The organism is Variovorax sp. dw_308, from assembly GCF_019207085.1.
In the GTDB taxonomy this organism is placed as follows: domain Bacteria; phylum Pseudomonadota; class Gammaproteobacteria; order Burkholderiales; family Burkholderiaceae_C; genus Variovorax.
Window position 1 is genome coordinate 93,167 of record NZ_JAATOM010000014.1, and the last position, 25,823, is coordinate 118,989.

Annotated in this window: 25 protein-coding genes and 2 pseudogenes; 16 read left to right on the forward strand and 11 right to left on the reverse strand. The window is 66.9% G+C overall.

What is annotated here, in order from left to right; translation table 11 throughout:
- Window positions 1-138: 138 nt before the first annotated feature.
- Window positions 139-699: a thioredoxin family protein gene (locus tag HCU76_RS24060; RefSeq protein WP_218510787.1), complete on the forward strand. Its 561-nt coding sequence runs from the start codon at window positions 139-141 to the stop codon at window positions 697-699.
- Window positions 700-705: 6 nt separating this feature from the next.
- A complete protein-coding gene (locus HCU76_RS36775) occupies window positions 706-840 on the forward strand; it encodes a hypothetical protein (protein WP_256354397.1) in 135 nt (44 codons plus the stop codon).
- A gap of 3 nt (window positions 841-843) precedes the next feature.
- Here the strand turns inward: HCU76_RS36775 and HCU76_RS24065 are convergent, their stop codons facing one another.
- Window positions 844-1,584: a response regulator gene (locus HCU76_RS24065; RefSeq protein ID WP_213955845.1), complete on the reverse strand. Its 741-nt coding sequence runs from the start codon at window positions 1,582-1,584 to the stop codon at window positions 844-846.
- Between the two features lie 261 nt (window positions 1,585-1,845).
- Between HCU76_RS24065 and HCU76_RS24070 the strand changes: the two genes are divergently transcribed.
- The 6 genes from HCU76_RS24070 (at window position 1,846) to HCU76_RS24095 (ending at window position 9,574) form a co-directional block, all read left to right on the forward strand.
- The gene (locus HCU76_RS24070; protein WP_371319893.1) at window positions 1,846-2,283 is read left to right on the forward strand and encodes an organic hydroperoxide resistance protein; all 438 of its coding nucleotides are present in this window, start codon (window positions 1,846-1,848) and stop codon (window positions 2,281-2,283) included.
- Window positions 2,284-2,440: 157 nt separating this feature from the next.
- On the forward strand, window positions 2,441-3,820 hold the full coding sequence (locus HCU76_RS24075) for an ATP-binding protein (protein ID WP_218510788.1): 1,380 nt from the start codon (window positions 2,441-2,443) through the stop codon (window positions 3,818-3,820).
- Between the two features lie 179 nt (window positions 3,821-3,999).
- Window positions 4,000-5,031 (forward strand): alpha/beta fold hydrolase, encoded by a 1,032-nt coding sequence (locus HCU76_RS24080; RefSeq protein ID WP_218510789.1) that lies wholly within the window; start codon window positions 4,000-4,002, stop codon window positions 5,029-5,031.
- Window positions 5,032-5,054: 23 nt separating this feature from the next.
- Window positions 5,055-6,575, forward strand: coding sequence for a catalase (locus HCU76_RS24085; RefSeq protein ID WP_218510790.1), 1,521 nt, complete (start codon window positions 5,055-5,057; stop codon window positions 6,573-6,575).
- 144 nt (window positions 6,576-6,719) lie between these two features.
- Window positions 6,720-7,769 carry an alpha/beta fold hydrolase gene (locus tag HCU76_RS24090; protein WP_218510791.1) on the forward strand — a complete coding sequence of 350 codons (1,050 nt, stop codon included), beginning with the start codon at window positions 6,720-6,722 and terminating at the stop codon, window positions 7,767-7,769.
- An 11-nt stretch (window positions 7,770-7,780) separates the two neighbouring features.
- Window positions 7,781-9,574: a cytochrome c biogenesis protein DipZ gene (locus HCU76_RS24095; RefSeq protein WP_218510792.1), complete on the forward strand. Its 1,794-nt coding sequence runs from the start codon at window positions 7,781-7,783 to the stop codon at window positions 9,572-9,574.
- Between the two features lie 46 nt (window positions 9,575-9,620).
- Here the strand turns inward: HCU76_RS24095 and HCU76_RS24100 are convergent, their stop codons facing one another.
- Window positions 9,621-9,998: an ATP-binding protein gene (locus HCU76_RS24100; RefSeq protein WP_218510793.1), complete on the reverse strand. Its 378-nt coding sequence runs from the start codon at window positions 9,996-9,998 to the stop codon at window positions 9,621-9,623.
- Window positions 9,999-10,572: 574 nt separating this feature from the next.
- Window positions 10,573-11,118, reverse strand: a complete 546-nt coding sequence (locus HCU76_RS24105) for a hypothetical protein (protein ID WP_218510794.1) — start codon at window positions 11,116-11,118, stop codon at window positions 10,573-10,575.
- A 147-nt stretch (window positions 11,119-11,265) separates the two neighbouring features.
- Here HCU76_RS24105 and HCU76_RS36780 point away from each other — a divergent pair.
- Both HCU76_RS36780 and HCU76_RS24110 read left to right on the forward strand, forming a co-directional pair.
- Window positions 11,266-11,471, forward strand: a pseudogene (locus HCU76_RS36780) (LysR family transcriptional regulator); the annotation flags it as partial.
- Between the two features lie 135 nt (window positions 11,472-11,606).
- Window positions 11,607-12,713, forward strand: a complete 1,107-nt coding sequence (locus HCU76_RS24110) for a dienelactone hydrolase (protein WP_256354398.1) — start codon at window positions 11,607-11,609, stop codon at window positions 12,711-12,713.
- 124 nt (window positions 12,714-12,837) lie between these two features.
- Here HCU76_RS24110 and HCU76_RS24115 read toward each other — a convergent pair whose 3' ends face one another.
- From HCU76_RS24115 to HCU76_RS24130, 4 genes and pseudogenes are all read right to left on the reverse strand, one after another.
- Window positions 12,838-13,932 (reverse strand): CaiB/BaiF CoA-transferase family protein, encoded by a 1,095-nt coding sequence (locus HCU76_RS24115; RefSeq protein WP_218510795.1) that lies wholly within the window; start codon window positions 13,930-13,932, stop codon window positions 12,838-12,840.
- 222 nt (window positions 13,933-14,154) lie between these two features.
- On the reverse strand, window positions 14,155-15,087 hold the full coding sequence (locus tag HCU76_RS24120; RefSeq protein ID WP_218510796.1) for an electron transfer flavoprotein subunit alpha/FixB family protein: 933 nt from the start codon (window positions 15,085-15,087) through the stop codon (window positions 14,155-14,157).
- Window positions 15,088-15,101: 14 nt separating this feature from the next.
- Window positions 15,102-15,851: an electron transfer flavoprotein subunit beta/FixA family protein gene (locus tag HCU76_RS24125; protein WP_218510797.1), complete on the reverse strand. Its 750-nt coding sequence runs from the start codon at window positions 15,849-15,851 to the stop codon at window positions 15,102-15,104.
- A gap of 259 nt (window positions 15,852-16,110) precedes the next feature.
- Window positions 16,111-16,611: pseudogene (locus HCU76_RS24130) on the reverse strand (citrate/2-methylcitrate synthase); the annotation flags it as partial.
- A 29-nt stretch (window positions 16,612-16,640) separates the two neighbouring features.
- Here HCU76_RS24130 and HCU76_RS24135 point away from each other — a divergent pair.
- On the forward strand, window positions 16,641-17,411 hold the full coding sequence (locus tag HCU76_RS24135) for a hypothetical protein (protein ID WP_218510798.1): 771 nt from the start codon (window positions 16,641-16,643) through the stop codon (window positions 17,409-17,411).
- Here HCU76_RS24135 and HCU76_RS24140 read toward each other — a convergent pair.
- Genes HCU76_RS24140 through HCU76_RS24155 form a run of 4 tightly spaced genes read right to left on the reverse strand, consistent with a single transcriptional unit; the run spans window position 17,371 to window position 21,203 of the window.
- Window positions 17,371-18,174, reverse strand: coding sequence for an enoyl-CoA hydratase-related protein (locus HCU76_RS24140; protein ID WP_213955857.1), 804 nt, complete (start codon window positions 18,172-18,174; stop codon window positions 17,371-17,373). The two genes, HCU76_RS24135 and HCU76_RS24140, sit on opposite strands and share 41 nt — an antisense overlap.
- Window positions 18,175-18,209: 35 nt before the next feature.
- Window positions 18,210-19,370, reverse strand: a complete 1,161-nt coding sequence (locus HCU76_RS24145) for an acyl-CoA dehydrogenase family protein (protein ID WP_218510799.1) — start codon at window positions 19,368-19,370, stop codon at window positions 18,210-18,212.
- A gap of 11 nt (window positions 19,371-19,381) precedes the next feature.
- Window positions 19,382-20,140, reverse strand: coding sequence for an SDR family NAD(P)-dependent oxidoreductase (locus HCU76_RS24150; protein ID WP_218510800.1), 759 nt, complete (start codon window positions 20,138-20,140; stop codon window positions 19,382-19,384).
- A 22-nt stretch (window positions 20,141-20,162) separates the two neighbouring features.
- Entirely contained in the window at window positions 20,163-21,203 is a 1,041-nt protein-coding gene (locus HCU76_RS24155) for a DUF1214 domain-containing protein (RefSeq protein WP_218510801.1), read from the reverse strand.
- A gap of 338 nt (window positions 21,204-21,541) precedes the next feature.
- Here HCU76_RS24155 and HCU76_RS24160 point away from each other — a divergent pair, with 338 nt between their 5' ends.
- The 5 genes from HCU76_RS24160 to HCU76_RS24180 all read left to right on the forward strand — a co-directional run bounded on the left by HCU76_RS24160 (window position 21,542) and on the right by HCU76_RS24180 (window position 25,818).
- Window positions 21,542-22,768, forward strand: coding sequence for an alpha/beta hydrolase (locus tag HCU76_RS24160; protein WP_218510802.1), 1,227 nt, complete (start codon window positions 21,542-21,544; stop codon window positions 22,766-22,768).
- A gap of 89 nt (window positions 22,769-22,857) precedes the next feature.
- Window positions 22,858-23,628 (forward strand): SDR family NAD(P)-dependent oxidoreductase, encoded by a 771-nt coding sequence (locus tag HCU76_RS24165; protein ID WP_218510803.1) that lies wholly within the window; start codon window positions 22,858-22,860, stop codon window positions 23,626-23,628.
- A 35-nt stretch (window positions 23,629-23,663) separates the two neighbouring features.
- Window positions 23,664-24,110 (forward strand): hypothetical protein, encoded by a 447-nt coding sequence (locus HCU76_RS24170; protein WP_218510804.1) that lies wholly within the window; start codon window positions 23,664-23,666, stop codon window positions 24,108-24,110.
- A gap of 2 nt (window positions 24,111-24,112) precedes the next feature.
- Window positions 24,113-25,219 (forward strand): alpha/beta fold hydrolase, encoded by a 1,107-nt coding sequence (locus tag HCU76_RS24175; RefSeq protein WP_218510805.1) that lies wholly within the window; start codon window positions 24,113-24,115, stop codon window positions 25,217-25,219.
- The gene (locus tag HCU76_RS24180; RefSeq protein ID WP_218510806.1) at window positions 25,216-25,818 is read left to right on the forward strand and encodes a GNAT family N-acetyltransferase; all 603 of its coding nucleotides are present in this window, start codon (window positions 25,216-25,218) and stop codon (window positions 25,816-25,818) included. Before HCU76_RS24175 ends, HCU76_RS24180 begins: the two co-directional genes overlap by 4 nt.
- Window positions 25,819-25,823 lie beyond the last annotated feature (5 nt).

A 25,823-nucleotide genomic window follows, 5' to 3' on the forward strand; every position in this document is an offset into this window, starting at 1 on the left:
GAACCGACTCGGCATGAAACGTAGTGTGTGGACTTCGTCGTGCCGATACATGCGCGTACGAACAACGTGATGCCAGCCCGGCCCGCACACGAAGATGCGATCGTTCCCGTAATCGCCTCTATCCGACCAGGAGTTCACATGACATTTCGCGCCAGCGCCCTCTTCGTCGCCGTTGCTCTCGCAGCTTCGTTGGCTGCCCTCAGCCTGGCGGCCCTGCCGCGCGGCGGCGATACGCCAGTGGCCGACCAGCAGCAAGCCCCCGCCCTCCAGGGCATCGGCACCTGGCTCAATTCGCCACCACTGAAGCTCGATGAACTGCACGGCAAGGTCGTGCTCGTCGACTTCTGGACCTACACCTGCATCAACTGCCTGAACCACCTGCCCTCCATCAAGGATTGGCATGCGAAGTACAAGGACCAGGGCCTCGTCGTGATCGGTGTTCACACGCCCGAGTTCGCCTACGAGAAGTCGACGAAGAACGTGCAGGCCGCCATCGAGAAGCTCGGCATCCGGCACGCCGTGGCGCAAGACAACGACTACGCCACGTGGAAGGCCTTCGGCAACCAGTTCTGGCCCGCGGTCTACCTGATCGACAAGCAGGGGCGCGTCGTTTACTCGCACTTCGGCGAGGGCAGCTACGAGACCACCGAGAAGAAGATCCAGGCCCTGCTGGCAGAACCCGCCGCGGCGGGGTCTTGAGCGACCATGAGAAGCCTCTGGTTCGCGCTGCTGTTCCTGGCCGGCGGAATCTCGCACGAGTTGCGCAATCCCGTCCGTTGCCAGTGCATCGCATCGCGCCACATCGCCGGTGGGAAGCGACGCGACGCCCCTGTTGCGTGAGGCTCAGTCGCGTGCCTCGACCGTCGAGGCGAAGACATAGCCTTCGCTGCGCACCGTCTTGATGTAGCGCGGCTCGCGTGCATCGTCGCGAAGGCGTTGCCGCAGGCGACTCACCAGCAGGTCGATGGACCGCTCGAAGAGTTCGGCCTCGCGGCCCTGCGTGAGGTTGAGCAGCTGGTCGCGGCTGAGCACCACCTGCGGATGGTCGAGGAAGGTGCGCAGCAACCTGTACTCCGCGCCGCTGAGCGCGACCATCGTGCCGGTGTCATCGAGCAGGTGGCGTGCAGAGGTATCGACGCGCCATGGCCCGAAGCCCAGCACCTGCGCCGACTCGGTCGAATGCATGTTCGGCGGCAGCATGCGCGTGCGGCGCATCACGGCCCGGATGCGTGCCAGCAGTTCGCGCGCCGAGAAGGGCTTGGCCAGGTAGTCGTCGGCGCCCATCTCCAGGCCCAGGATGCGGTCGGCCTCCTCGCTTCGCGCCGTCAGCATCAGGATGGGTGTGGTCTTGTACTTGCCGGTGCGCAGGTCGCGGCACAGCGTGAGCCCGTCTTCGCCAGGCAGCATGAGGTCCAGGATGATGAGGTCGAAAGGGCCCGACGACTCGAGCGCCGCACGCATGTGCCGGCCGGTGGGTACCGCGGCCACGCGCAAGCCGTTCTTGACCAGGTAGGTGGTGAGCAGTTCGCGGATCTCGCGATCGTCGTCGACGATGAGCACGTGATCGGCAGGACGTGTGTTCATGGCCCGCAATGTAGCCCTCCGGCGCGGAATCGTCCCGGGCTTTGTATGCCCAGGTATCCGGCGCCCTGCCCCGAGACACTCTGATGCGAACACCGGCTGCGGCGCGATCGCCGAATGACCGGCCGAATCGCCGGCCGAATGAAATTTACTGTCGGGAAAGCGCCCCCGGATACACAGGCATACGGTGAGCGGGCCGCAGGGTGTCCCGGCGGCCAAGAATCCGCGCGTCAGTTTCTTTCATTCCCCATTCAAGGATTCAACATGACGCAAGCAACCATGGCGCAGGTCCAAAAGAAGGTTCTCTACACCGCCCACGAACACACCACCGGTGGACGCGACGGCGGCGCATCGCGCAGCTCCGACGGCCGTCTCGACATCAAGTTCTCGGTGCCGGGAACGCCCGGCACCGGCACCAACCCGGAGCAGCTTCTGGCAGCAGGCTGGTCGGCCTGCTTCATCGGTGCGATGGGGCTCGCGGCCCGCAAGATGAAGGTCGCGATGCCGGCCGAGGCGGCCGTCGATGCCGAAGTCGACCTGGTCCTGACCGGCGATGCCTATTCGCTGCAAGCCCGCCTCAACGTGAGCCTGCCGGGCATCGAGCCCGGCATCGCCCGCGCCATCGCCGACGCCGCGCACCAGACCTGCCCCTACTCCAAGGCGACGCGCGGCAACATCGACGTGACGATCAACGTCGTCTGAGTCAGCATCGCGGAAACTAACGGCCCGCTCGTGCGAACGGGCGGGCCGTTGTGCCTCGGAAGCCGGGCATGGGTAATGTTCTATTTCACGCTGTCGCCCGAACACATTGGGATACACGAGGCGCCCTCGAACGAGCGCAGGGGCCTATAAACGGGCCATGACCCGGTCAACCTCACGCGCTCCAGCCAGTGGCCCCGAGACCGGCGTGACACCCGAGGGGCGGAGTCGCCTGGTGCCGCGCTCGCTGTTCGCACGCGTGATGCTGATCATGGTGGCGGGTTTGGCGCTTGCGCAGCTCCTGACCTTCGCCTCGATCCGCTACGAGCGCGGCAATGCGATGCGCGAGCTGATGATGAGCGGCATCGAGCTGGACATCGCCAGTTCCATCGCCATCCTCGACCGGCTCCCGGCCGATGAGCGCCGGTCCTGGCTGGGACGGTTGGAGCGCCGGAACTACAAGTTCATCCTGGGCGGTGACGACGTGGCAGGCCCGGCCCCGGAGACAGCTTCGTCGCAGGAATTCGCAACAGCCATCGCCACGGCGCTGAAGCCGTTCACCGTCGTGCACGTCGCGCAGACCGGTGATGGTCAGGACAGCCTTCGCATGCAGGTCAGGCTGGGCGACGGCAGTCCGGTGACGGTCGACGCGCGGCGCGTGCCGATGCCGGTGTCCGACTGGGTGATGTGGATGCTGTGGGTCCAACTGGCCGTGCTCGCGGCCTGCGGCTGGTTCGCGGTGCGCCTCGTCACCCGCCCTCTCGCCCGGCTCGCCTCGGCGGCCGACGAACTGGGCCCGGACCTGAAGCCGAGGATGCTCGTCGAGGAAGGGCCGACCGAAGTGGCGCACGCGGCGCGCGCCTTCAACGCGATGCAGCGCCGGATCGCGGGCTACATGTCTGAGCGCGTCGAGATCCTGGCTGCGATCTCGCACGACTTGCAGACCCCGATCACGCGGATGCGCCTGCGCACCGACCTGATGGACAACGAGAAGGACCAGGTCAAGTTCAGGCAGGACCTCGACGCCATGAATGCACTGGTGCGGGAAGGCATGACCTATGCGCGCACGCTGCACGGGACGAAGGAGCCCCCCTGCCGCATCGATGCCGATGCGCTGCTGGAGAGCATGGTGGCGGACTACGAGGACGCCGGCCAGCAGGTGCAGCTCGAAGGCCAGATCGGCGAGCCCGTCGTGACGCGCCCCAATGCCCTGCGCAGGATCCTGGCGAACCTGATCGACAACGCGTTGAAGTTCGGCAGCGAGGTGCGCGTTCTCGTGCACTACGCCGGGGACCAGCTCACGGTGGCGGTGATCGACAACGGGCCCGGCATCCCGCCCGAGCACCTGGCGTCGGTGCTCAAGCCCTTCTACCGTGTCGAAGGCTCGCGCAACCGCAGCACCGGCGGCACGGGCCTGGGCCTCGCCATCGCGCACCAGCTTGCCAACGCCATGGGGGCCGAGTTGACGCTGAGCAATCGCGACGAAGGCGGCCTGCAGGCGCGGCTGAGCGTGAGCACGCGCGCCGACGCGCAAGGCTGAGCCGCAGGCGGCAGTCCCGACTGCCGGCGCCTGTCCCGCGGGCACCCTTTTGTATGGCCACGTGTCTGGCCGCGATGTGCGTACACGGCGATGCAAGAACGCCTGTCCATGACACACGCGGGATACAGCATCGGACTTCAATGGCCCTTCGACACACACCCATGCTTGCGAAGGACCCCATGACACATGACATCAACCAGCAGCGCCGCAGCTTTCTCGGTGCAGCCATGGCGACGGCCGCCGTGGCGAACCTCGGCGTCGCAGGCACCAGCCATGCGCAGACGCTCGCGGGCCCGCTGAAGCGACTCGAGCCGCTGCGGCATGTCGACGCCGGCGTGCTCGACATCGCGTACTACGAGGCCGGCCCCGCGGACGGACCGGTGGCGATGCTGATGCATGGCTATCCCTACGACATCCATTCCTACGTCGACGTGGCACCCGATCTCGCGGCGCGCGGTTGCAGGGTGATCGTGCCGTACCTGCGCGGCTACTCGCCGACGCGCTTTCTCGACGGCGCAACACCGCGATCGGGCGAGCAGGCCGCATTGGGCGCGGACCTGATCGCGTTGATGGACGCATTGAAGATCCGCACCGCCGTCGTCGCCGGCTACGACTGGGGCGGGCGCGCCGCCTGCGTGGCAGCCGCGCTGTGGCCGGCGCGCGTGACGGGGCTGGTCTGCGTCAACAGCTACCTGATCCAGAACATCGCCCGGGCCATGGTGCCCACCTCGCCCGCGGGCGAGAAGGCGATCTGGTACCAGTACTACTTCCACAATGAACGCGGCGTGGCAGGCCTCACCGCCAACCGGCGCGAACTGACCCGGCTGCTGTGGAAGGACTGGTCGCCGAACTGGAACTTCGACGACGCCACCTTCGAGCGCGCCGCCGTCTCCTTCGACAACCCGGACTTCGTGCCGGTCGTCATCCACAACTACCGGCACCGCTTCGGACTGGTCGACGGCGACCCGGCCTATGCCGGGCTCCAGAAGCGCCTGGCCGCGCAACCCGTGATCAGCGTACCTGCCATCACGCTGGATGGCGGTGGCGATGGCGTCATCGCGGCCACGGATGGCAAGGGCTCCGCGCACCTCTTCAGCGGGCCGCGCTCGCACCGCATCGTGCCCAGGGTCGGACACAACCTGCCGCAGGAAGCTCCCAAGGCGTTTGCCGACGCCGTCTGGGAGCTCGCGTCAGCGAAGCAACCCGCCTGATCTACCCACACCGGAGCAATTCCATGAACCCAACGAACAGACTCACCACCGAATCCGGTGCCCCCGTCGAGGACAACCAGCGCTCCCAGACCGCCGGCGCGGATGGCCCGGTGCTGATGCAGGACCACCACCTGATCGAGAAGCTCGCGCGCTTCGATCGCGAACGCATCCCCGAGCGCGTAGTGCATGCCCGGGGCTCGGGCGCCTTCGGCAGCTTCGAGGTGACGGCCGATGTGTCGAAATGGACCCGGGCGAAGTTCCTCGGGCAGGTCGGCAAGAAGACCGAGGTGCTGATCCGCTTCTCGACGGTGGCCCTTGAACTGGGCTCGGCCGACACGGTGCGCGACCCGCGTGGCTTCGCGCTCAAGTTCTATACCGAGGAAGGCAACTACGACCTGGTCGGCAACAACACGCCGATCTTCTTCATCCGCGATGCCATCAAGTTCCCGGACTTCATCCACTCGCAGAAGCGCGATCCCTGGAGCCACGTGCAGGAGCCCGACAACGCCTGGGACTTCTTCTCGCACTCGCCCGAGGCGACGCACCAGTTCACCTGGCTGTTCGGCGACCGTGGGATTCCTCGAAGCTACCGCCACATGGACGGCTTCGGCTCGCACACCTTCCAGTGGGTCAACGCCGGGGGCGAGGCCTTCTGGATCAAGTACCACTTCAAGACCCGGCAAGGGATCGAATGCTTCACGGCGGAAGAGGCCCAGCGCGTGGGTGGCGAGAACCCGAATCACCATCATCTCGACCTGCTGCATTCGATCGAGCGCGGCGAGTTCCCGAAGTGGACGTTGCAGGTGCAGGTGATGCCGGTGGCCGAGGCGCAGCACTACCGCTTCAACCCCTTCGACGTGACCAAGGTGTGGTCGCACAAAGACTATCCGAAGATCGACGTCGGCGTGCTGACGCTCAACCGCAACCCCGGCAACTACTTTGCCGAGATCGAGCAGGCCGCGTTCAACCCGGCCAACTTCGTGCCGGGCATCGGACCCTCGCCGGACAAGATGCTGCAAGGGCGCCTGTTCAGCTACGGCGACACGCAGCGCTATCGCCTCGGCGTCAACCACACCCAACTGCCGGTGAATTGCCCGCACGCCACGCGGGCCTCCAACTACGGCCGCGATGGCGCCATGCGCCACGACAACGGCGGACGCGGCCCGAACTATGAGCCGAACAGCTTCGGCGACGCACCGAAGCAGAACAACCAGCCCCTGTATGCCCCGCTCGAGATCCACGGCTGGACCGGCAGCCATGCGTGGACGAAGCATCCCGACGACAACGACTTCGTGCAGGCCGGCGATCTCTACCGCCTGATGGACGAGCCGGCGAAGCGGCGTCTCGTCCGCAGCATCGCCAGTGGGCTCGGCGCGGTGACGCGGCAGGAGATCATCGACCGGGCCATCGGCCACTTCCGCCAGGCCGACGCCGACTTCGGCGCGCGGGTCGAGACGGCCGTGAAGGCGGTCCAGGCCAGGCTGAGGGGCGAAGAAGTCTCGGTGCAGGTCGGCGCGTCAACGCACGCCGATGCACTGGGCTGAGGCATCCCGGGGGCGTTTTGTATTCCCGTGTATCTGCGGCAGCCAAGGTACACGCCCATACCAAAACGCCCCTTCGCCGACACATGCCGAATACATGCGAAGCATCCAATGAGCCACATCGCTCGACACGCACCAAGGAACGCCATGTCCAACCCAATCAACCACCAGCGCCGCTTCTTCCTGGGCAGCGCAGTCGCCGGCATCGCCACGGCAGAGCTGGGCTTCATCGGCTCGGCCCATGCCCAGACGCTATCTCCTGCAACGCCCGCCGCTGCACCCGCCGGCGCGCCGCAGAAGCTCGGGCCGATCAGGCAGATCAAGGCCGGTGAACTGGATGTCGGCTACTACGAAGCCGGCCCCGCGAACGGCATCCCGGTGCTGCTGATGCACGGCTACCCCTACGACATCCACAGCTACGCGGACGTCGCCCCGCTGCTTGCAGCGCGCGGCTGCCGCGTGATCGTGCCGCACCTGCGCGGCCATGGCAGCACGCGCTTTCTTGACAGCGCCAACCCGCGCTCCGCGCAGCAATCCGCCGTGGCCCTGGACCAGATCGCATTGCTGGACGCCCTCAAGATCGACCGCGCCGTGATGGTGGGCTACGACTGGGGTGCGCGCACGGCCTGCATCATCGCGGCGCTGTGGCCCGAGCGCTGCCTGGGGCTGCTGTCGGTCGGCGGCTACATCATGACCAACCTGCCGGCCAACAGGATGCCGCTGCCGGCCAAGGCCGAGCACGAGTGGTGGTACCAGTTCTACTTCGCCACAGAGCGCGGCCGCGCCGGGCTCGAGGCCAACCGCAAGGACATCGCGCGCATTCTCTGGACGACGAATTCGCCGAAGTGGAACTTCGACGAGGCGACCTTCCAGCGCAGCGCGGCGTCCTTCGACAACCCCGACTACGTGGCGATCGTGATCCACAACTACCGCTGGCGCCTCGGCCTGGCGGACGGCTTCCCGAAGTATGCGGAATGGGAGAAGCAACTGGCCACGCTGCCCGTGATCTCCGTGCCCACGATCACGATGGATGGCGACTCCAACGGCATCGTGCCACCCTCCGACGGCAAGGCACAGGCGGCGAAGTTCAGCGGCCCGCGCACGCACCAGGTCGTCCAGGCGGGCCACAACGTCCCGCAGGAAACGCCGCAAGTCTTTGCCGATGCGGTGTGGTCGCTGGCATCGGCGCGCCACTGAGCGGGCACGCCATGTTCATCCTGGTTGCTGCCTACCTGGGCGGGGTGCTCACCATCCTCAGCCCCTGCGTCCTGCCTGTGCTGCCTTTCGTGTTCGCGCGCGCCGACCGTCCCTTCCGCTCGCATGGCCTGCCCTTGCTGCTGGGCATGGCGGTGGCGTTCGCAGGCATCGCGACGCTGGCCGCCGTCGGCGGCGGATGGGTGGTGGAGCTGAACCAGTACGGGCGCTACGCCGCCATCGGCCTGCTGGCGGTGTTCGGTGTCACGCTGCTTTCTCCCTCGCTGGCGGACCGCTGGAGCCAGCCCTTGGTGGCCTTCGGCTACCGGCTTTCCGAGCCGCGCGCCGATGCGGCGTCGGCGCGCCCGTCCTTGCTGTCGCCGCTGCTGCTGGGCGTCGGCACCGGCATGCTGTGGGCGCCCTGCGCCGGTCCGATCCTCGGCTTGATCCTGACCAGCGCGGCACTCAATGGCGCCAGCGTCGGCACCTCGTTGCTGCTGCTCGTCTACGCGGCAGGCGCCTGTACCTCGCTGGCGGCCGCGCTGCTGTTCGGCGGACGGGTTTTCTCGCTGATGAAGGGAACGCTGGCGACGGGCGCCATGGTCCGGCGTGGCGCCGGCGCCGCCGTCCTCGTCGGCGTGGGGGCCATCGCGCTCGGCTTCGACACCGACGTGCTGAGCCGGATCTCCTTTGGCTCCACGACGCGCTTCGAGAAATCATTGGTGGAAAGGATCGAAATGCGCCGGCCTCCAGCGCCCTCCCCCAGCTCTGTCGCTCGCCCAGACAGGGCGGGGTTCGTCCTCACCGCGGCAACCACCGACCGCATGCCCCAGCGCACGCTGCCGCCGGAAGGCGCCTTTCCATCGCTCGCCGGCGCGACCGAATGGCTCAATTCGGCACCGCTGACAGCCGAAGCGTTGCGCGGCAAGGTGGTGCTGGTCGATTTCTGGACCTACTCGTGTATCAACTGCCTGCGCACCGTCCCGTACCTTCGCGCCTGGGCCGAGAAGTACAAGAACGCGGGCCTCGTGATCGTCGGCGTGCACACGCCCGAGTTCGCCTTCGAGAAACGCAGGTCGAACGTGGTCAACGCCACGAAGGACCTGGGCATCGGCTTTCCCGTGGCCATCGACAACGACTTCGCGGTGTGGCGCGCGTTCAGGAACCGGGCATGGCCTGCGTTCTACTTCATCGACGCGAAGGGGCAGATCCGCCATCACCAGTTCGGCGAGAACCAGTACGAGGAGGCGGAAGAAGTCATCCAGCAATTGCTGGCCGAGGCCGGCCAGGCGAGCGTGCCGTCGAAGCTGGTCGCGCCGCAGGGCGTGGGCACGCAGGCCGCGGCCGATGCTGCGCCGCCGCTGTCGCAAGAGAGCTACCTCGGTCACGAGCGCGCGCACAACTTCGCCTCGCCGGGCGGGATCGTGCGGGACCGCGCCAACGCCTACCAGCTCGCCACGTCGCTGCGCACCGACCAGTGGTCGCTCGGCGGGGACTGGACGGTGGAAGGCGAGCGCGCAGTCGTCGGCAGCGCGAACGGCCGCATCGCCTATCGCTTTCAGGCTCGCGACCTGCACTTGGTGCTGGGACCGTCGGCGGACGGCAAGCCTGTGCGCTTCAGGGTGCGCATCGACGGCAAGGCGCCGCTTGCCGACCACGGCTACGACACCGACGCCGAGGGCAACGGCACGATCGACGCGCAGCGTCTCTACCAGCTGGTGCGCCAGGTGGCGAGCAGGAAGAGCAGGCTGTTCGAGATCGAGTTCCTGGACCCCGGCGCGCAGGCCTACGCTTTCACGTTCGGGTAACAGGCAGTTGAGGGAGCGCAGCGGCTCGATCGAGGCACTTCGCGTCTCAAGGGACGGACACGGGATTGACGTGCGAGAAGGTCGATCCTGGACCATCGTTTGGTTCAGCCCAGAGGCGCCCGCGATGGCTGTCGATGATGGACCGGCTGACCGAAAGGCCCATTCCCATGCCGCCTGGCTTCGTGCCGCCCAGGCGGACCACGCGATCGAACGCCGCGAGCAGGACATTGATCTCGGCCTCGCGACGATACAGCTTCTCGGGAACGATGAGGGAGTCCGAAACGTCGCGGTGGCCCGGAGTGAAGTTGTCGACATCACGATGCGCCTCACAAGCGGCCAGGCAGCTTCGCAGATCCGCCTCGACACCCCTGGCGGTCTGATAGCGATCCTCCAGGTCCTTGGCAAGCAACTTCAGGATGATCATGTCGACCGCATCGGGAAGACTCGCCATCCTGGAACTCGGCGCCGGCGGCTGACGGGCGACGTGGCAATGGGTCCATCGGATTGGACGCGTCCATCGAGCGATTCATCCACCCGGTTTGCTCCGGCGCCATGTACGCAAAGGTGTCGGCGATGACTTCGGGCGGCTCGGGCGCCTGCCGTGCGCGACGCAAGCGCGATGCGATAGCGAACCCCATCGGGCGTACATCGCCGGCAAGCACGTTGGCGGGTTTGACATCCTTGTGGACCAGCCCCGCCCGTGAGCCAGGCCGATCGATCTTGCCAGCCCGCAGGCAAGCTCCAGTTCGCGCTTCTGCCCGAGTGGTCGGTCTCTCGCCCGCTCAAGGATGACGTCCAGTGGCTCGCCGCCAAAGTCTTCAAGCCACAGCATATCAACACGGCGCAGACCGATGGCTGGGCGCCAATAGTGGGACCGGCCGCAGAGGACAGCGCAACGGCCAGCGCGTTCCAGCCGATGGCGGCGCCGAGTTGTTGCCGCGGAACGACGGAGCGCAACAGCGCAACGCCAAGCGCCATGACCGCAGCTGAAGGTCTGATCATGGTGTGCCGAAAGTCCAGACGCCGTCCTTCTCGACGTACCGTTTCACCCGGTGCTCGTCCTTGTCTTCCTTCTTGAGGTCGCGCTCGGTGAAGCGGAACAGAAGCGCCGGCCCCTTCATGCACCGCGTGTCATGAATATCTCCGGGCAGATAGACCTGGACCTGCCCGGGTCGCATCACGGTGGAGTCCCGCTTCACCAGTCCAACACTGCCGTCGGTGTTCTCGACCCGCGCATAGGTCCTCATCTCGATTTCGCCTTGCTGGATGGCGTAGATGACCCAGGCTCGGCCATGGTCATGAGGTGGCCTGTGGAGGCCGGCGTACTCCGAATGCGCCAGGAGTACGAACCCGTGTGCCGGATCGCGATAGACCTCCTTGTTCGCCGGCGCTTCGCGGTGCAATGCAGCCAACCAATCTTCCGTCGCGGGTGCCCGGAGAAGGTCCGCGAGGTGGCGTTGGCAACCGGCGACCACCGTGTCGCCCAGCGGTCCCCAGACCGACCTGATTCCCTGCATCGATGCGTCGAGCGTATTGCTGGCCATGATTTCTTCCTTTGAGTTGCGCTTGGACGACCTCCGTTCAAGCAGTGCCCCAACGATAGGATTTCGCCCCGAATTGCGGAAGGCGCAGCAGTTGCAACATATTCGTGCGTCAAACGCCATGTCAGCCCGAACGTGCTAATTTCCGATTCCGACTTGATCGCCAGCGTTCCCTCTAGCGCCACACCAAAGGCTTGCGTGCCGGGCTGCACAGCTTCCAGTTGCCGATGCCGGCGCCGGAGATCACCGTCTCGTTGCTCTGGCATCCGAGGATGGATGGGGACCTTGCGCACCGCTGGCTGCGCCGTTGCGTTCGGGATGTCTGCTCGGACCGCCCTGCCTCCGCTGTGAGTTGAGGGGTGCTGAGGCAGCCGCGGTGTCATAGCGCACGGTGGCTGCCAGCGAAAGCGATCGGCGGATGCGCATCGCGCTTCTCACATGCACTTGACGCCGGTTTCCTGGCGCTCCGTCTCATGGCGGTGGCAGGGAGGATGTCGCGCCACGACGATGGCGATTCCGACAACCGCACCCCCGTGCAACTTCCTTCGAGGATCCCGCTCATGCGCATCAGACAACGTGCCTTGCCCCTGGCCCTTGGTCTGTTCCTATCGGTCAACGTCCTGGCAGGCCAGGCCGGGTTCCGGACCGTCAGCGTTCCCGGTCTGCCCGCGGACCCCGAACCTGTCCCTGTCGCCTTGTTCTACCCCACGCAGTCGCCCGAGCGAACCATCGCGATGGGGCCGTTCACGGTCCATGCCGCCATGGGCGGTGTGCCTGAAGCGCAAGTGAAGGGCTTGATCGTCCTGAGCCACGGGCACGGGGGGTCCGAGCTGGGACACGCCAGCCTGGCTGAAGCGCTGGCGCGCGACGGCTTTTTGGTTGCCGCGCTGCGCCATCCCGGCGACAACTGGCAAGACCAATCGCTGCTCGCGAATGGCCCGGCTCGCTACTTCAGTGCGCGCCCGCAACAGGCTTCGCGTGTGATCGATGCGCTGCTGCAGGACCCCGCCTGGAAGGACCGCATCGCGCGCGACGCCAAGGGACCACGCGTCGGCGCGGTCGGGCATTCGGCGGGTGGCTACACGGTATTGGCGCTGGCCGGGGGCCGGCCCGAACTGCAACGGCTCGCCACGCATTGCTCGGACAACCGTGCTGCCGATCCGATCCTCTGCAGCGTAGCGCCCACGGGGGAGCCAGCAGTGACCCCGAGTGGGCAACTGGATCAAGCGGTCCCGGCGCTGGCGGACAGCCGCGTTCGCGCTGTCGTCGCACTGGCGCCGCTGGGCGCCGTCTTTTCGGCGCGATCGCTCGCCTCGATCCAGATTCCGACCTTGGTCTACGAAGCCGAACTGGACCGCTATCTCGTCCCACGCTTTCATGCGGAGTGGATCGCGCAGAACGTGTCCGGGGTCGAACTGCACCGCGTCTCCAATGCATGGCATTGGGCATTCATGGACATCCCCGCCATGCCCATCTCGACGCCCGATGGCGACATCGGCGCCGATCCACCGGGCTTTGATCGGCCAGCGTTCCTGAAACAGTTGGGCAAGGAGCTCCCGGCTTACTTCGACAAGATCTTTGAACTCAGCCCGGGATGACCGGAGCGCGCGCCTTGACGCCGAGGGGGCAAGCCATATGCGTGGCAAAGCACGAGCATCCCGCCCTCCGTATCCTGGCCGACGCGCCCGGCGCGCCGGCCCTCGCGAATACTCGCCAGGCTCTTCAGCCCCAGACGCTCGCGGCTTGCGCGTCCAGCGCCGCAAGGATGGCGCCCGTGTGCTCGCCCCGCTGCGGCAGCGGACGTGGCGTGACAGCCTGGCCATCGAAGCGCGGGGCCGGCCGCGTCTGCAGCAGTCCGTCGCGCTCGAAGTAGATGTCGCGCGCGGCCATGTGCGGGTGCGCAGCGGCCTCGGGCGGGCTCAGGACCGGGCCGAAACAGACGTCGGTTCCCTCCAGCAGCGCCGACCATTCGTCGCGCGTGCGGCTCGCGAACAGCTCGGTGAAATGCGCCTGCATCTCGCCCCATCGCGCGCGGTCCCACTGCTTGCCGGCGAAGCGCGGATCGTCCCGCAGGCCGAGCTTTTCCAGCAGCAACGCATAGAACTGCGGCTCGAGCGAACCCAGCGTGATGAAGTGGCCGTCGGCACAACGGTAGGTCGCGAAGAAGTGCGAGCGCTCGTGCATGTTCTCGCCGCGCGGGCCGGTCACCAGGCCCTTCTGCCGCGACGCGAGGATGAGCTGCATCATGTGCGCCGAGCCGTCGACGATCGAGGCATCGACCACCGTGCCCTGCCCCGTCTCGCGTGCCTTCAGGATGCCGGCCAGCAGGCCGACCGCCAGGTACAACGCGCCGCCTCCGATATCGCCGATCAGCGTGATGGCCGATTGCGGCGGCTCGGCCGGCGTGCCGTTGTAGTAGAGCGCGCCCGAGGTCGCGATGTAGTTGTTGTCGTGCCCCGCGGCCTGCGCCAGCGGGCCGGTCTGGCCCCAGCCGGTCATGCGGCCGTAGACCAGGCGCGGGTTGCGCGCCGCGCATTCCGCAGGGCCCAGGCCCAGGCGCTCCATCACGCCGGGGCGCATGCCTTCGATCAGTGCGTCGGCGTCCTCGATCAGCTTCAGCACCAGTTCGCGGCCTTCCGGCGTCTTGAGATCCGCGACGATGGAACGCTTGCCGCGGTTGAGCAGGCTGGACGGCGCGCCGGCAGCGGCCTCGCGCTCGACCGCGATGACATCGGCACCCAGGTCCGCAAGGTGCATGGCGCAGAACGGCCCGGGGCCGATGCCACAGATTTCGACGATCCTGATTCCTGAAAGCATGCGAGTTCCTGTTGTCAATTGGTTCGATTGAGCGCGTGCGGCCGAAGCGATCGCGTGTCGGGTCGGCAGGTGTAGAAAGCCTCGTCTCGCTGCGACGGCGTCCCCACGGGCTGGCTGGATACTCCAGCGCGTCGCGTCGACTGCGAGGCACGCGCCTCGGCGGCGGCACGCACTTCCATCAGGCATTGTCGAAGAAGAGCCATGTCGCGCCTCCTTTGTGTGTCAGAGCGTGGCGGCCAGGTCAGGCACCGCCGTGAACAGGTCGGCCACGAGGCCGTAGTCGGCCACCGAGAAGATCGGTGCCTCTTCATCCTTGTTGATCGCGACGATCACCTTGGAATCCTTCATGCCGGCCAGATGCTGGATCGCGCCCGAGATGCCGGCGGCGATGTAGAGCTGCGGCGCGACGATCTTGCCGGTCTGGCCCACTTGCCAGTCGTTCGGGGCGTAGCCCGCGTCGACGGCGGCGCGGCTGGCGCCCAGGCCGGCGTTGAGCTTGTCGGCCAGCGGCGCCATCACTTCCTGGAACTTCTCGGCGCTGCCCAGCGCGCGGCCACCGGAGACGATGATCTTGGCGGCGGTCAGTTCGGGGCGTTCGCTCTTCGTGACCTCGCGGCCGACGAAGCTCGACTTGCCGCTGTCGGCCACGCCTTCGGCGTTCTCGACGCTGGCGCTGCCACCGGTGGCGGCCGCGGCATCAAAGCCCGTGGTGCGCACGGTGATGACCTTGGTCGCATCGCTGCTCTGCACGGTGGCGATCGCGTTGCCGGCGTAGATGGGGCGCTCGAAGGTGTCGGCACTCACGACCTTGGTGATGTCGGAGATCTGCGCCACGTCGAGCTTGGCGGCCACCCGCGGGGCGACGTTCTTGCCGTTGGCGGTCGAGGGGAACAGGATGTGGCTGTAGTTGCCGGCGATGGCCAGCACCTGGGCTGCAACGTTTTCAGCGAGGTTCTCGGCGAGCGACGGGCTGTCGGCGGCGATGACCTTGGAGACACCGACGATCTTGGCGGCAGCAGCAGCAGCCTCGGCGGCATTGGCGCCGGCCACCAGCACGTGGACGTCGCCGCCGCAGGCGAGCGCGGCGGTCACGGTGTTGAGGGTCGCCGGCTTGACGGTGGCGTGGTCGTGTTCGGCAATGACGAGTGCGGTCATGTTCTTGTGTCTCCTCAGATAACCTTGGCTTCGTTCTTGAGCTTGTCCACCAGCGTGGCGACGTCGGGCACCTTGATGCCGGCACCGCGCTTGGGCGGCTCGCTGACCTTGAGCGTCTTCAGGCGCGGCTTGACGTCGACGCCGAGGTCTTCGGGCTTGAAGATGTCGAGTTGCTTCTTCTTGGCCTTCATGATGTTGGGCAGCGTCACGTAGCGCGGCTCGTTCAGGCGAAGGTCGGTCGTGATGACTGCGGGCAGGCTCAGCGAAATGGTTTCCAGGCCGCCGTCGACCTCACGCGTGACGTTGAGCTTGTCGCCGGCCAGTTCGACCTTGGAGGCGAAGGTGGCTTGCGGCAGGTCGGCCAGCGCGGCCAGCATCTGGCCGGTCTGGTTGGCATCGTCGTCGATGGCTTGCTTGCCGAGGATGACCATCGAAGGTTGTTCCTTGTCGACAAGCGCCTTCAGCAGCTTGGCCACGGCCAGGGGTTGCAGCTCTTCGGTGGTCTCGACCAGGATGCCGCGATCGGCACCGATGGCCATGGCGGTGCGCAGGGTTTCCTGGCACTTGGCGTCGCCGCAAGAGACAGCGATGACTTCCGTCACGACGCCCTTCTCCTTCAAGCGAACCGCTTCTTCGACGGCGATTTCATCGAATGGGTTCATGCTCATCTTCACGCTGGCGATATCGACGCCGGAACCATCCGACTTGACCTGCGCCTTGACGTTGGCGTCCACGACGCGCTTGACTGCGACCAATGCTTTCACTGGAGTGTCTCCATCAATTTGATGGAGGCAGTAGACCAGCAAGGGCTCGCGAAGCCACTACCCTTATTGGGTAGTTTCCGGCGAGTCCGTTGGCGAATCGCAGGGTCACTGATTGCGCGTGGGCGGATTCGTACCGGCCTGATCCCGGAGAACGAGGCCTGCGCAACAACGAGCGCGCGAACGCCGAGGTCCGCGCCGCCGACTTCGACCTGCTCTCGCCGTTCATGCGTCATTCGAACCGGTTGTGGGCCCGCGAATGTCAGAGCCCCTTCGCCTCTTCCTTCAGCACCACGTCCCAGATCTGGGGGCCGCTCGGCTTCATCGCCTCTTCCATGATGTGGCCGACCAGGCCGGCCGTGCGCCCCACCAGCGCCAGGCCGCGCGCGATGCGCGGGTCCAGCCCCAGGTCGGCGGCAATGGCGCCCATGGCGCCGGCGCCGTTGATCGACAGCTTGCGGCCGAACTCATTGGCCTGGATCGTCTCGATGGCGTCGAGCAGCCGCCAGCATGCGCCGTAGTAGCCGTTGTCTTTCGAGATGGCGCGCAGCGACGGCACGCGCGGGTCGCCCTCCACGTGGATCGGATGGCCGACGCCCTGGATGCGCTTCTTCTCGCTTCGGTAGGTCTGCAGCAGCTCACGGGCGCGTGCGTCGAACAGGTCCTGCGGCGCGTCGGCTGACATGCCCTTCATCCAGGTGACGAGCATTTCTGCCACGTTCTGCGTGGCACCCAGGTAACGGTCGCCAGCGCCGAGCAGGCCGGCGGCGACCGAGAAGGGCCGCTATCTCGATGCGCTGGCTGGAGGACTACGGCACCCAGCATCGCCTGGATCGGCCGCTGGGCTACGCGCTGGCGATGCGCCTGCGCTGGCAGTTGCGCCGCGGCGAGACCGTGCAGGCGCAGGGCACGCTGGAGCGCATCGTGCTACTGGGCGCGCGCCAGGCCGGCCGCACCTCGACCGCCGCGGCCGAGGTGCGCCGCATCGCTGAGCGGGCCCGCGCCGAGATGAGCCTGAACTGGAACGACTTCGACGCCGCCATCGCGCGGCTCGGGCCGGTGATGACCGAATGCGAGGCCTGCGGGCGCTACCGCACCGTGGTCCTCCTGCAGGCGCAGCTTGCCTGCGCCGAGGCCGGCCGCGGCAATGCCGAGACGGCCAGGCGCCATCCACTGGAAGCGCTGCGACTGGGCCACCGGCTGGGGCTTTCGCGCAGCCTGCTCGATGCCGACCGCCGCGTGCCCGAACAGATCGGAGCCCTGCTGCGCGACGCACCGGTCGACCCGGTGCTGGCCTTCTACGCCCGGCGCGTGCTGGCCGCAGCGAACGCGACGAGGCCGTGGCACGCCTGCGCGACCTCGAGCTGGGCAGGGATAACACCGCCATTCGCGGCGGCAACAACTAGCCATCCAAACCAGGCGGCGCTTTGCATTGTCGCGAAAGGGTGTTGGTGGCCCACCGCCCTTGCGACTTGCCACTGCTGTTGCGCATCGTCGCGCCAGCGACGCTCGAAACGGCGCGTCACATGCCGAACCAATGGCCTTCGCCGCTGCGCGGCATGAATCGCGCCGGGCGCTTTTCCTTGAAGGCTGCCAGAGCCTCCTTCGAATCCGGATGGCCGCTCATGCGGGAGGTCGCGCCCTGCTCGAATTCGTAGCCGGTGCGCAGGTCCATCGATTCGATACGGTCCAGCACCCGCTTGCTGACACGCACCGCCGTCGGGCTGTGCTGGGCGATCCGCCGCGCGAAGCGCATCGCCTCGTCCATGAGCTTGTCGCCCTCGCACACCACGATCGCCGCGCCTGCCGAGGCAAGGTCCTGTGCGCTCATCGGGTCCCCCGTGAAATACATGCGTCGCACCACCGGCTGCGGCGCCATCCGCGCCAGGTGTCGCGCACCGCCCATCACGCCTACGGTCAGCTCGGGCAAGCCCAGCCTGGCGTCCTTTGCCGCCACCACGAAGTCGCAGGATCCCGCGATGGCCAGCCCGGTGCCCATCGCGGCACCGTGCACGGCGGCAATCACCGGAACCGCACACTCGGAGATGGCGAAGAAGGCCTCGCGTACGCGCCACATGCGCTCGACCGCGTTGTCCGGGGTCATGGTCGCGAATTCCTCGAGGTCGTTGCCACCGCAGAAATGCTTGCCCTGTCCGCTCAGGACGATGGCGCGCACGTCGTCGCCCAACTGGTCCACGTTGCCGAAGAGTTGCTTGAGCTCGATGTACATGTCGCGATGCACTGCATTGGCCGGGGGCCGCGCGAGCTGGACGTGATAGACCCCGTCGCCCTGGGGCTCGACGGTCAGGTACTTGAATTCAGGCATGGTTTTCCTTGCAGTTGATCGGGGAAAGACGGGGCTCAGGCCCTCGCCAACGTTCCCTTGAAGATGTTGTTGCGTTGGACGGCCGAGGAGCCGCCGATGATCGGCATGAGCAAGGCGTCGCGCACATAGCGCTCGGCGTCGAAGTCCTTCACGTAGCCATAGGCGCCGAAGATGGTCTGGCATTCGAGGGCGACGGCCTTGCAGACTTCCGTCGCGAACAGCTTGGCCATCGAGGTCTCAACCTGGCAGGGCTGATGCTCGTTGGCCAGCCAGGCCGCGTGGTAGAGCACCAGCCGCGCCGCATGCAACTGGGTCTTCATGTCCGCCAGCTTGTGCTGGATCGACTGGTAGCTGGCAATCCGCTTGCCGAATTGCCGGCGCTCGAAGGCATAGGCCCAGGCGTCGTCGAGCGCGGCGCGTGCGATACCCACGCCGATGGCGGCCACTTCGAGCTTCTCGACATCGAGGCCCGGACCGACCAGCATCGGCCAGCCCTTGTTCCAGCCACCTTCGCCGCCGATGACGTTCGCAAAGGGCACTTCCACGTCGTCGAAGCTGACGTCGGTGGTGGCCGCGCCCTTCATGCCCATCCCTTCGATGGGGGTGATGAGAACTCCCTTGGCGGTCGACGGAATCATGACCATCGAGAGGTTCTTGTGCCGCTCGCCTTCGGGGCCGCTGCGCACCAACGCGTAGATGTAGTCGGAGATCGCGGCACCCGAGCAGAAGCGCTTGGCGCCGTTGATGCGCACCGTGTCGCCGACGCGCTCGGCGCGCGTCTTGACGCTGGCGAGGTCGGCGCCTGCGTCGGGCTCCGTCAGGCCATAGGCAAAGATCAGCGTGCCGTCGGCCACCTTGGGCAAGAGCGCCTGGCGCTGCTCCTCGGTCGCGCATTCCACAATGTTCATGCCGGCATAGCAGGCACCCATGATGTAGGGCACGGAAACGGCAAGGCTGCGGCGCGACAGTTCCTCGATGACCACCATGGTCGCGAGGATGTCGCGCCCGGCGCCGCCGTATTCCTCCGGCACCGTGAGGCCCAGCACGCCGAGGCCCGCCAGCTTGTCGAACACGTCTCGCGGGAAGTGATTGTTCTTGTCCCACTGGGCCGCCGCGGCGCGTGGCATTTCCTTCTCGACGAAGCGCTCCAGCGTGTCGCGCAGTTGCCGGATGTGATCGGGCTCTGTGAAGTTCATCGTCTCGTCCTTCAGCGCGCGGTCAGGCCGCCGTCGACCGTGAAGCTCGCGCCCGTGACGTAGGAGGCGCCGCTGGAGCACAGCCACGCCACCATCTCTGCCACTTCGGCAGGTTGGGCCAATCGGCGCATTGCCGTGCCGTCGATGGCGGCCTGCACCGTCTTGTCGGTGAAGATGGTCTTCTCGCCGCGGATCATCGGCGTCTCGATGAAGCCGGGGCACACGGCATTGATGCGGATGCCATCGCGGCCGCTCTCGAGCGCCGCCGACTTGGTCAGCCCGATGACGCCGTGCTTCGATGCGGAGTAAGCCGCCGTGCCCACGCCGCCCTTGGTGGCCATGATCGACGCGGTGTTGACGATGGCGCCGCCGCCCGAGCGCTTCATCGCCGGGATCTGGTGGCGCATGCAATAGAAGACGCCGCTGAGGTTGATGTCGATCACACGCTGCCATTCCACGGGCGTCTGGTCCGCCGTCATCGCGGGCGCGCCGAAGATGCCCGCGTTGTTGAAGGCGACATCCAGGCGTCCGTAGTGCTCGAGCGCGCGCGCCACCAGGGCTTCGCAATCGGAGTCATGCGACACATCGGCGCGCATGGACACGGCCTGCCCTCCAGCGTCGATGACCAGTCGCGCCGTTTCGGCCGCGCCAACTTCATTGACGTCGCTGGCCACCACCTGGTGGCCGTATGCCGCCAGCAGCAGCGCGGTTGCGCGCCCGATGCCCGAGCCTGCGCCCGTGACGATGGCGACTTTCTTGTTCTCTTTCATGTTGACTTTCATTGGGTAGTGTTCAGGGGGAGCCGAGGAGTTGCGGCTTGGGAAGGGTCCACGCACCGGTGATGGCCTCGGCGCGCGGGCGATACAGACGCACGGTGTAGTTCCAGCCGTCGGTGGTCGGCAGGCAGTTGGGCGTGTCGTCCGCGCATCCGCCGAACTGGACGACCACGCGGCCTTCGGGGCTCTTCTTCGCGGTGACGTTGTTGATGGCGTAGGCGTTGCGCGCGTTGGGCTCGAAGTAGCCCTTGGCGTTGTAGACGCTGATCGACCAGAAGCCATCGGCGGGAACATCGCCGACATCGAGCCGGTAGACCGCCTTGCCGTCGTTGCTGGACGGCATGAAGTTCAGGTACAGGGCTTCCTGCTCGGGCAGGCCGCCCCACAGCGTGGCCGAGCCGATCAGGTGGCGCACCGGGTCCAGCTGGGCGGCGCGACCGCCGAACATGCGGCGCGAGTCCGGGATCGCCGAGCCCAGCACCAGCAGCGCGTCGCGAACCCTCTTCTGGCTCTCGGCGTCCCAGGACACAGCGTCGTACGTGCCCGGCGCCTTCTGGGAAACCTGCACTGCGTCCTGCAGCACATTGCCCTTGCGGATGTCCTCCGCATCGTTCGCGTCGACCAGCACGCGAATGCCGATCACGGCGTAGCGGGTGCCGACCTGCTCGCGCGTGATGGTGTGGGTGCCCGGCGCGCGGAAGGCCGGCAGCGTGTAGTGGTCCTGGCTCACGACCTGCATCGACAGGTAGCGCGCGCCGGTATCCGGCAGCGTGACTGTCACCGGGCCCGCATCGAGGTCGAAGACGCCTGCGCCGTACAGCGTGTCGCGGTTCATGCGGATCACGGTCTGCCGGCCGATCGGTGCCAGCGCGCGGGTGAACTGCAGCTTGCCGAAGCCGTTCCGGCCGGCGACGCTGGCGAAGTAGCGATCGCTTTCGGCGCGGATGAAGTTGTCGACCGTGACGAGCGCGGCCTTGGGGTTTTCGTTGCTGCCTTGCGCGTGCGCCGAGGCACCGAGCAAGGCCATGGTGGCGATGACTGCGGTCGTGGTCTTCATGTGGTTGGTCTCCTTCGTGGCGGCGGATCGTAGAGCGCGAAGCGGCCTCGTGGCGCACCGGCAAATTGCAAATCACCCGTTCGGACGAGGGACTGAACCCCGTGGGCCAAACGGGACGAATCCGACGAATCACCCGTTAAGACGATGTCCCGGGGATCACCTGCGTCGAACAATTCCGACCTGACTGAACGCGACTGCCGCCTCTTGCGGCATTCGAACGGCACACGTCGCCCGCAGGTAGCCCCATGACTCCACAACATCCAGATCTACAACGACAACCGGCGCAAGCCACGGCCATCGAGAGCCCTCGAACTGCTTCCGATTCAGGCATGCCGCGCATGCTGCGTGCGAGTCGGCCGGACCGTGCGGCGCGCGCAGTGCTGCGACTCGTCAACATGGCCCAGCGTGCCGCAAGCGCGGACGGCATGTCGTTGCGCCGGCAGCGCGAGGTGTGGCGCATCGTGGCGCTGGCCATGGGGCGCAGGCCCCCGGTCTTGCGTGTCATCGAACGCACGATCGACGGGCCGGGCGGGCCCATCGCTTTGCGCGTCTTCGTGCCGACGCGCGCTCAATCACGACGGCCTGCCTTCCTGTGGTGCCATGGTGGCGGCTTCATCGTCGGTGGCCTGGACACCGGCGATTCGATCTGCCGCCATGTCGCACTGGCCGCCGACTGCATCACGATCGCGGTGCGCTATCGCCTTGCGCCCGAGCACGATCTGCGCGCCTGCCGCGAGGACTTCCTGGCCGCCCTCGAATGGGTCGCAGGCAACGGCGCCGAGTTCGGCATCGACACGACGCGCCTTGCCATCGGCGGCGACTCGGCGGGTGGCAACATCTCCGCCGCGGTGGCGCAAGAGGCCTTGCGCCGTGGTGGCCCGGCCCTGCGCCTGCAGGTGCTGGCGTACCCGGCCACCGACCTGGTGAAGGAGTTCCCCTCGCTGGTGGAGAACGCGCACGGGTACTTCCTCACGCTCGATACGATCGAACAGATCAAGCGCCAGTTGGGCAACAGGATCGAAGTGGGCGACGATCCCTGGCTGTCTCCCAGCCACAGCCGCGACCTGCGCGGCTTGCCGCCGGCACTCATCGTCAGCGCCGGCTTCGACCCGATCCGCGACGACGGGCTGGACTACGGCGAACGGCTTCGCGCCGCGGGCGTGCCCGTGGAACTGCTGCACTACGCGGGCCAGTTCCATGGTTTCCTGAACTTCGACGCGGTGATCGATGCGAGCCGCGATGCACTGCAGCGCATCGGCGACGCCCTCGCCGCAGCATTCCGTGACGACGCAGCGGTCGACCGCACCGTCGAGATCGCCGACGTGCCAGCGGCACAGCCATCCGCGCTCACAGGCACGGTGAGCGAAGTGCTGAGCACGACGCGCTTCACATGGATCGCCCTCGAGCGCTACGCCGATACCTTCCTGGGCCTGTTGGCGCCACGCACAACCCGGGCGACGCGACACATGCTGCGGCCCCTGTTCGCGCCCGCTCGACTGGTGCGCCACACGGTGGCCCGGCGCATCGATCGCCTCGCGGCGCACCAGACGCACCCGCGACCCTGACGACGAAATCCTCACGCGACCCATGCGGGACGCGCCACACCAGCAACAGGCCTGCTGCAGAACGGCCATCAAAGAAAGCGAGACAAGATATGGATATGGGCGCAATGCTCAATGGACAGCATGTCCTCGTCACCGGCGCGTCGTCCGGCCTGGGGCAGCACTTTGCCCGGCTTGCCGCGCGCTGCGGCGCCAGCGTGGTCATCGCCGCACGTCGCAAGGATCGCCTCGACGCATTGGCTGCAGAGCTGGGCGCCCTGGGCGCAACGCAGGCGACGGCGATCGAGCTGGACGTCGCTTCGGAGGCCTCGGTGGCCAAAGCCTACGCAGAGATGGCCGAGGCAGGCGTGCTGCCGGATGTCGTCGTCAACAACGCCGGCATCGCGGCCCACACCGCGGCCATGAAGCAGTCGATGCAAGCGTTCGACGACACGATCGCGACCAACGTGCGCGGCGTGTGGATGGTTTCCACCGAAGCCGCGCGACGCTGGAAGGCTGCAGGTCGCGGCGGCGTCATCGTCAACATCGCGTCCGTCATGGGCCAGCGCGTACTGCCGGGCACCGCCGCCTATGCGGCTTCGAAGGCGGCCGTCATCCACATGACGCGTGCCCTGTCGCTCGAATGGGCGCGCTTCGGCATTCGGGTGAACACGCTGGCGCCGGGCTACATCGACGCCGGCATCGCCGAAGGCGTGGGACAGACGCCCGAACAGATCGCATTCGTGCAGCGCATACCAATGCAGCGCCTGGGCCAGGCCGAAGACCTCGATGGTGCGCTCCTGCTACTGGCCACACCCGCGTCCTCGTGGATGACGGGTGGGCTGATCACCGTCGACGGCGGGCATCTCGCCGCTTCGCTCTGATCCACGACTCACTCCTCACAAGAAAGGTCACCGCCATGGTGAGTTCCAAGATTCCCGATCCCCTCGAAATGTGGCGCAGCGCGCTCACCCGGATGGAGGCGACCGTCAACGAAATGTTCGCCCGCCAGGTCTCCAGTTCACCGCAGATTGCCAAGGTGCTCGACCGCTCCACCAAGGTCACGCTCGGCCTCCAGCACGTGACCGACAAGGCGCATGCGAAGGCACTCGCCCGGCTGGAACTGCCCAGTCGCAGCGAAGTGCAGGCGCTCGCCGCGGCCGTCCAGCGCGTCGAGGACAAGCTCGACCAGTTGATGCCTGCAACAGCCTCCCGCCCGGCGCGCCCGCCGCGTACGCGCCGCCCTGCGCCGGTTGCAGCCGTTGCGACCCTCGCGCTCGACGGAGTGAAGCCAGCGCAGGCGCCAAAGACCGCCAATGCCCCGGCGCGCCAACCGGCCGCAGAGCAGCCACGCAAGGGAGCCTGACGATGGCTGCCCAACAACAGCAACAACAACAACGCCAGGCCAAGCCTGCCGATCCGGCGCCGGGCCAGCGCCTGCGCATCGAAGTCGATCGCATGATCCAGCGCAGCCTCAAGGGCCTCGCCTTCCTGGGCTCGCCCTCGCCAGCGGTCGGCGTGAGCCCGCGCACGCTGCTGCATCGCCGCGGCACGCTCAGCCTCTACCACTACCACGCCACCAGCGCCGAGACCTACCGCGTCCCGCTGCTGCTGGTGATGGCCACGAGCAACAAGGCTGCCGTCTTCGACCTGGCCAAGGGCCAGAGCCTGATCCAGTACATGCTGGCGCGCGGCTACGACATCTATGTGATGGACTGGAACGCGCCCACGCGCGAGGAAAGCCACCTGCGCATCGAGGACTACGTGCTGGACTTCATCCCGGACTGCATCCGCCGCGTGCAGCAGGACTGCGGCGAGGACGACGTGACGGTGATCGGCTACTGCATGGGTGGCGTGCTGTCGACGATCTACGCGGCGTTGCATCCGGACGGGCCGCTGAAGAACCTGGTGCTCTTCACCACGCCCACCGACTGGCGCAAGACCCAGATGTCGATGTCGATGACCGACAAGAGCCACTTCGACGTGGACCGTCTGGTCAACTCGCTCGGCCTGATTCCGCCCGAAGCCATCATCACCGCCATGGACCTGCAACGCCCCGCGAGCCGGGTCGTCGGCCAGATCCGGCTGTGGGACAACATGTGGAACGACGACTACGTCAAGGGCTACCGCATGATGGACCGCTGGGGCGCGGACACCTTGCCCATGGCAGGCGAGTACTTCCGCCAGCTCATCAAGGAGTTTGTGTGGAAGAACGGCCTGCACGAAGGCACCCTGCGCATCGGCGGCCAGCCGGTGCTGCTGAAGAACATCAAGGTGCCGCTGCTGCACATCATCGCGCAGCACGACCACCTCGTGCCGCCCGCCTGCGCGCAGCCGCTGGCCGCCGCGGTGAGCTCGCAGGACAAGCAGGAAGTCATCCTTCCGGGCGGCCACGTCAGCCTGGTCGCCGGCCCGAACGCCGTCAAGCGGATGTGGCCCGCACTCGATCAATGGCTTGGAGAAAGATCCGTATGAATACCCCCATTTATTCGCGCCCGTACCCGCGCACCTTGTCCCTCGGCGCAGCGAGCGTCGAGATCTGCCCGATGACAGCTGCCAACGCCGGCGCGTTCGGCCGGTTCATCCAGGGCATGCCGGAGCACGACCTGCTGTTCGTGCGCCGCGACATCCGGCACCCCAAGGTGATCGCCGCCTGGATGGACGCCCTCGAACACCGGCGCTTCGTCAGCCTGGCCGCCTGGGAAGACGATGCAATCGTTGGCTGCGCCGCCATCGTGGTCGACTCGCTGTCGTGGTCCCCGCAGGTGGGCGAATTGCGCCTGCTGGTGGCGCCGACATGGCGCGGCCGTGGGCTTGGCAGAGCGCTGATCCAGGAGAGCTTTGCCGTGGCGCTCAGCCTCGGCCTGGAGAAGCTCACGGCACAGATGACGGTCGACCAGCACGCGGCGATCGCGCTGTTCGAGGAACTCGGCTTTCGCGCCGAGGCCGTGCTGCGCAATCACGTCAAGGACCGGGAAGGCAATGCGCACGACATGGCCCTGCTCAGCCACGACGTGGCCGAGGTGCAGGCGCGCATGCACACGTACGGCGTGCAAGAGGCGCTGGACCGCTGATCGCC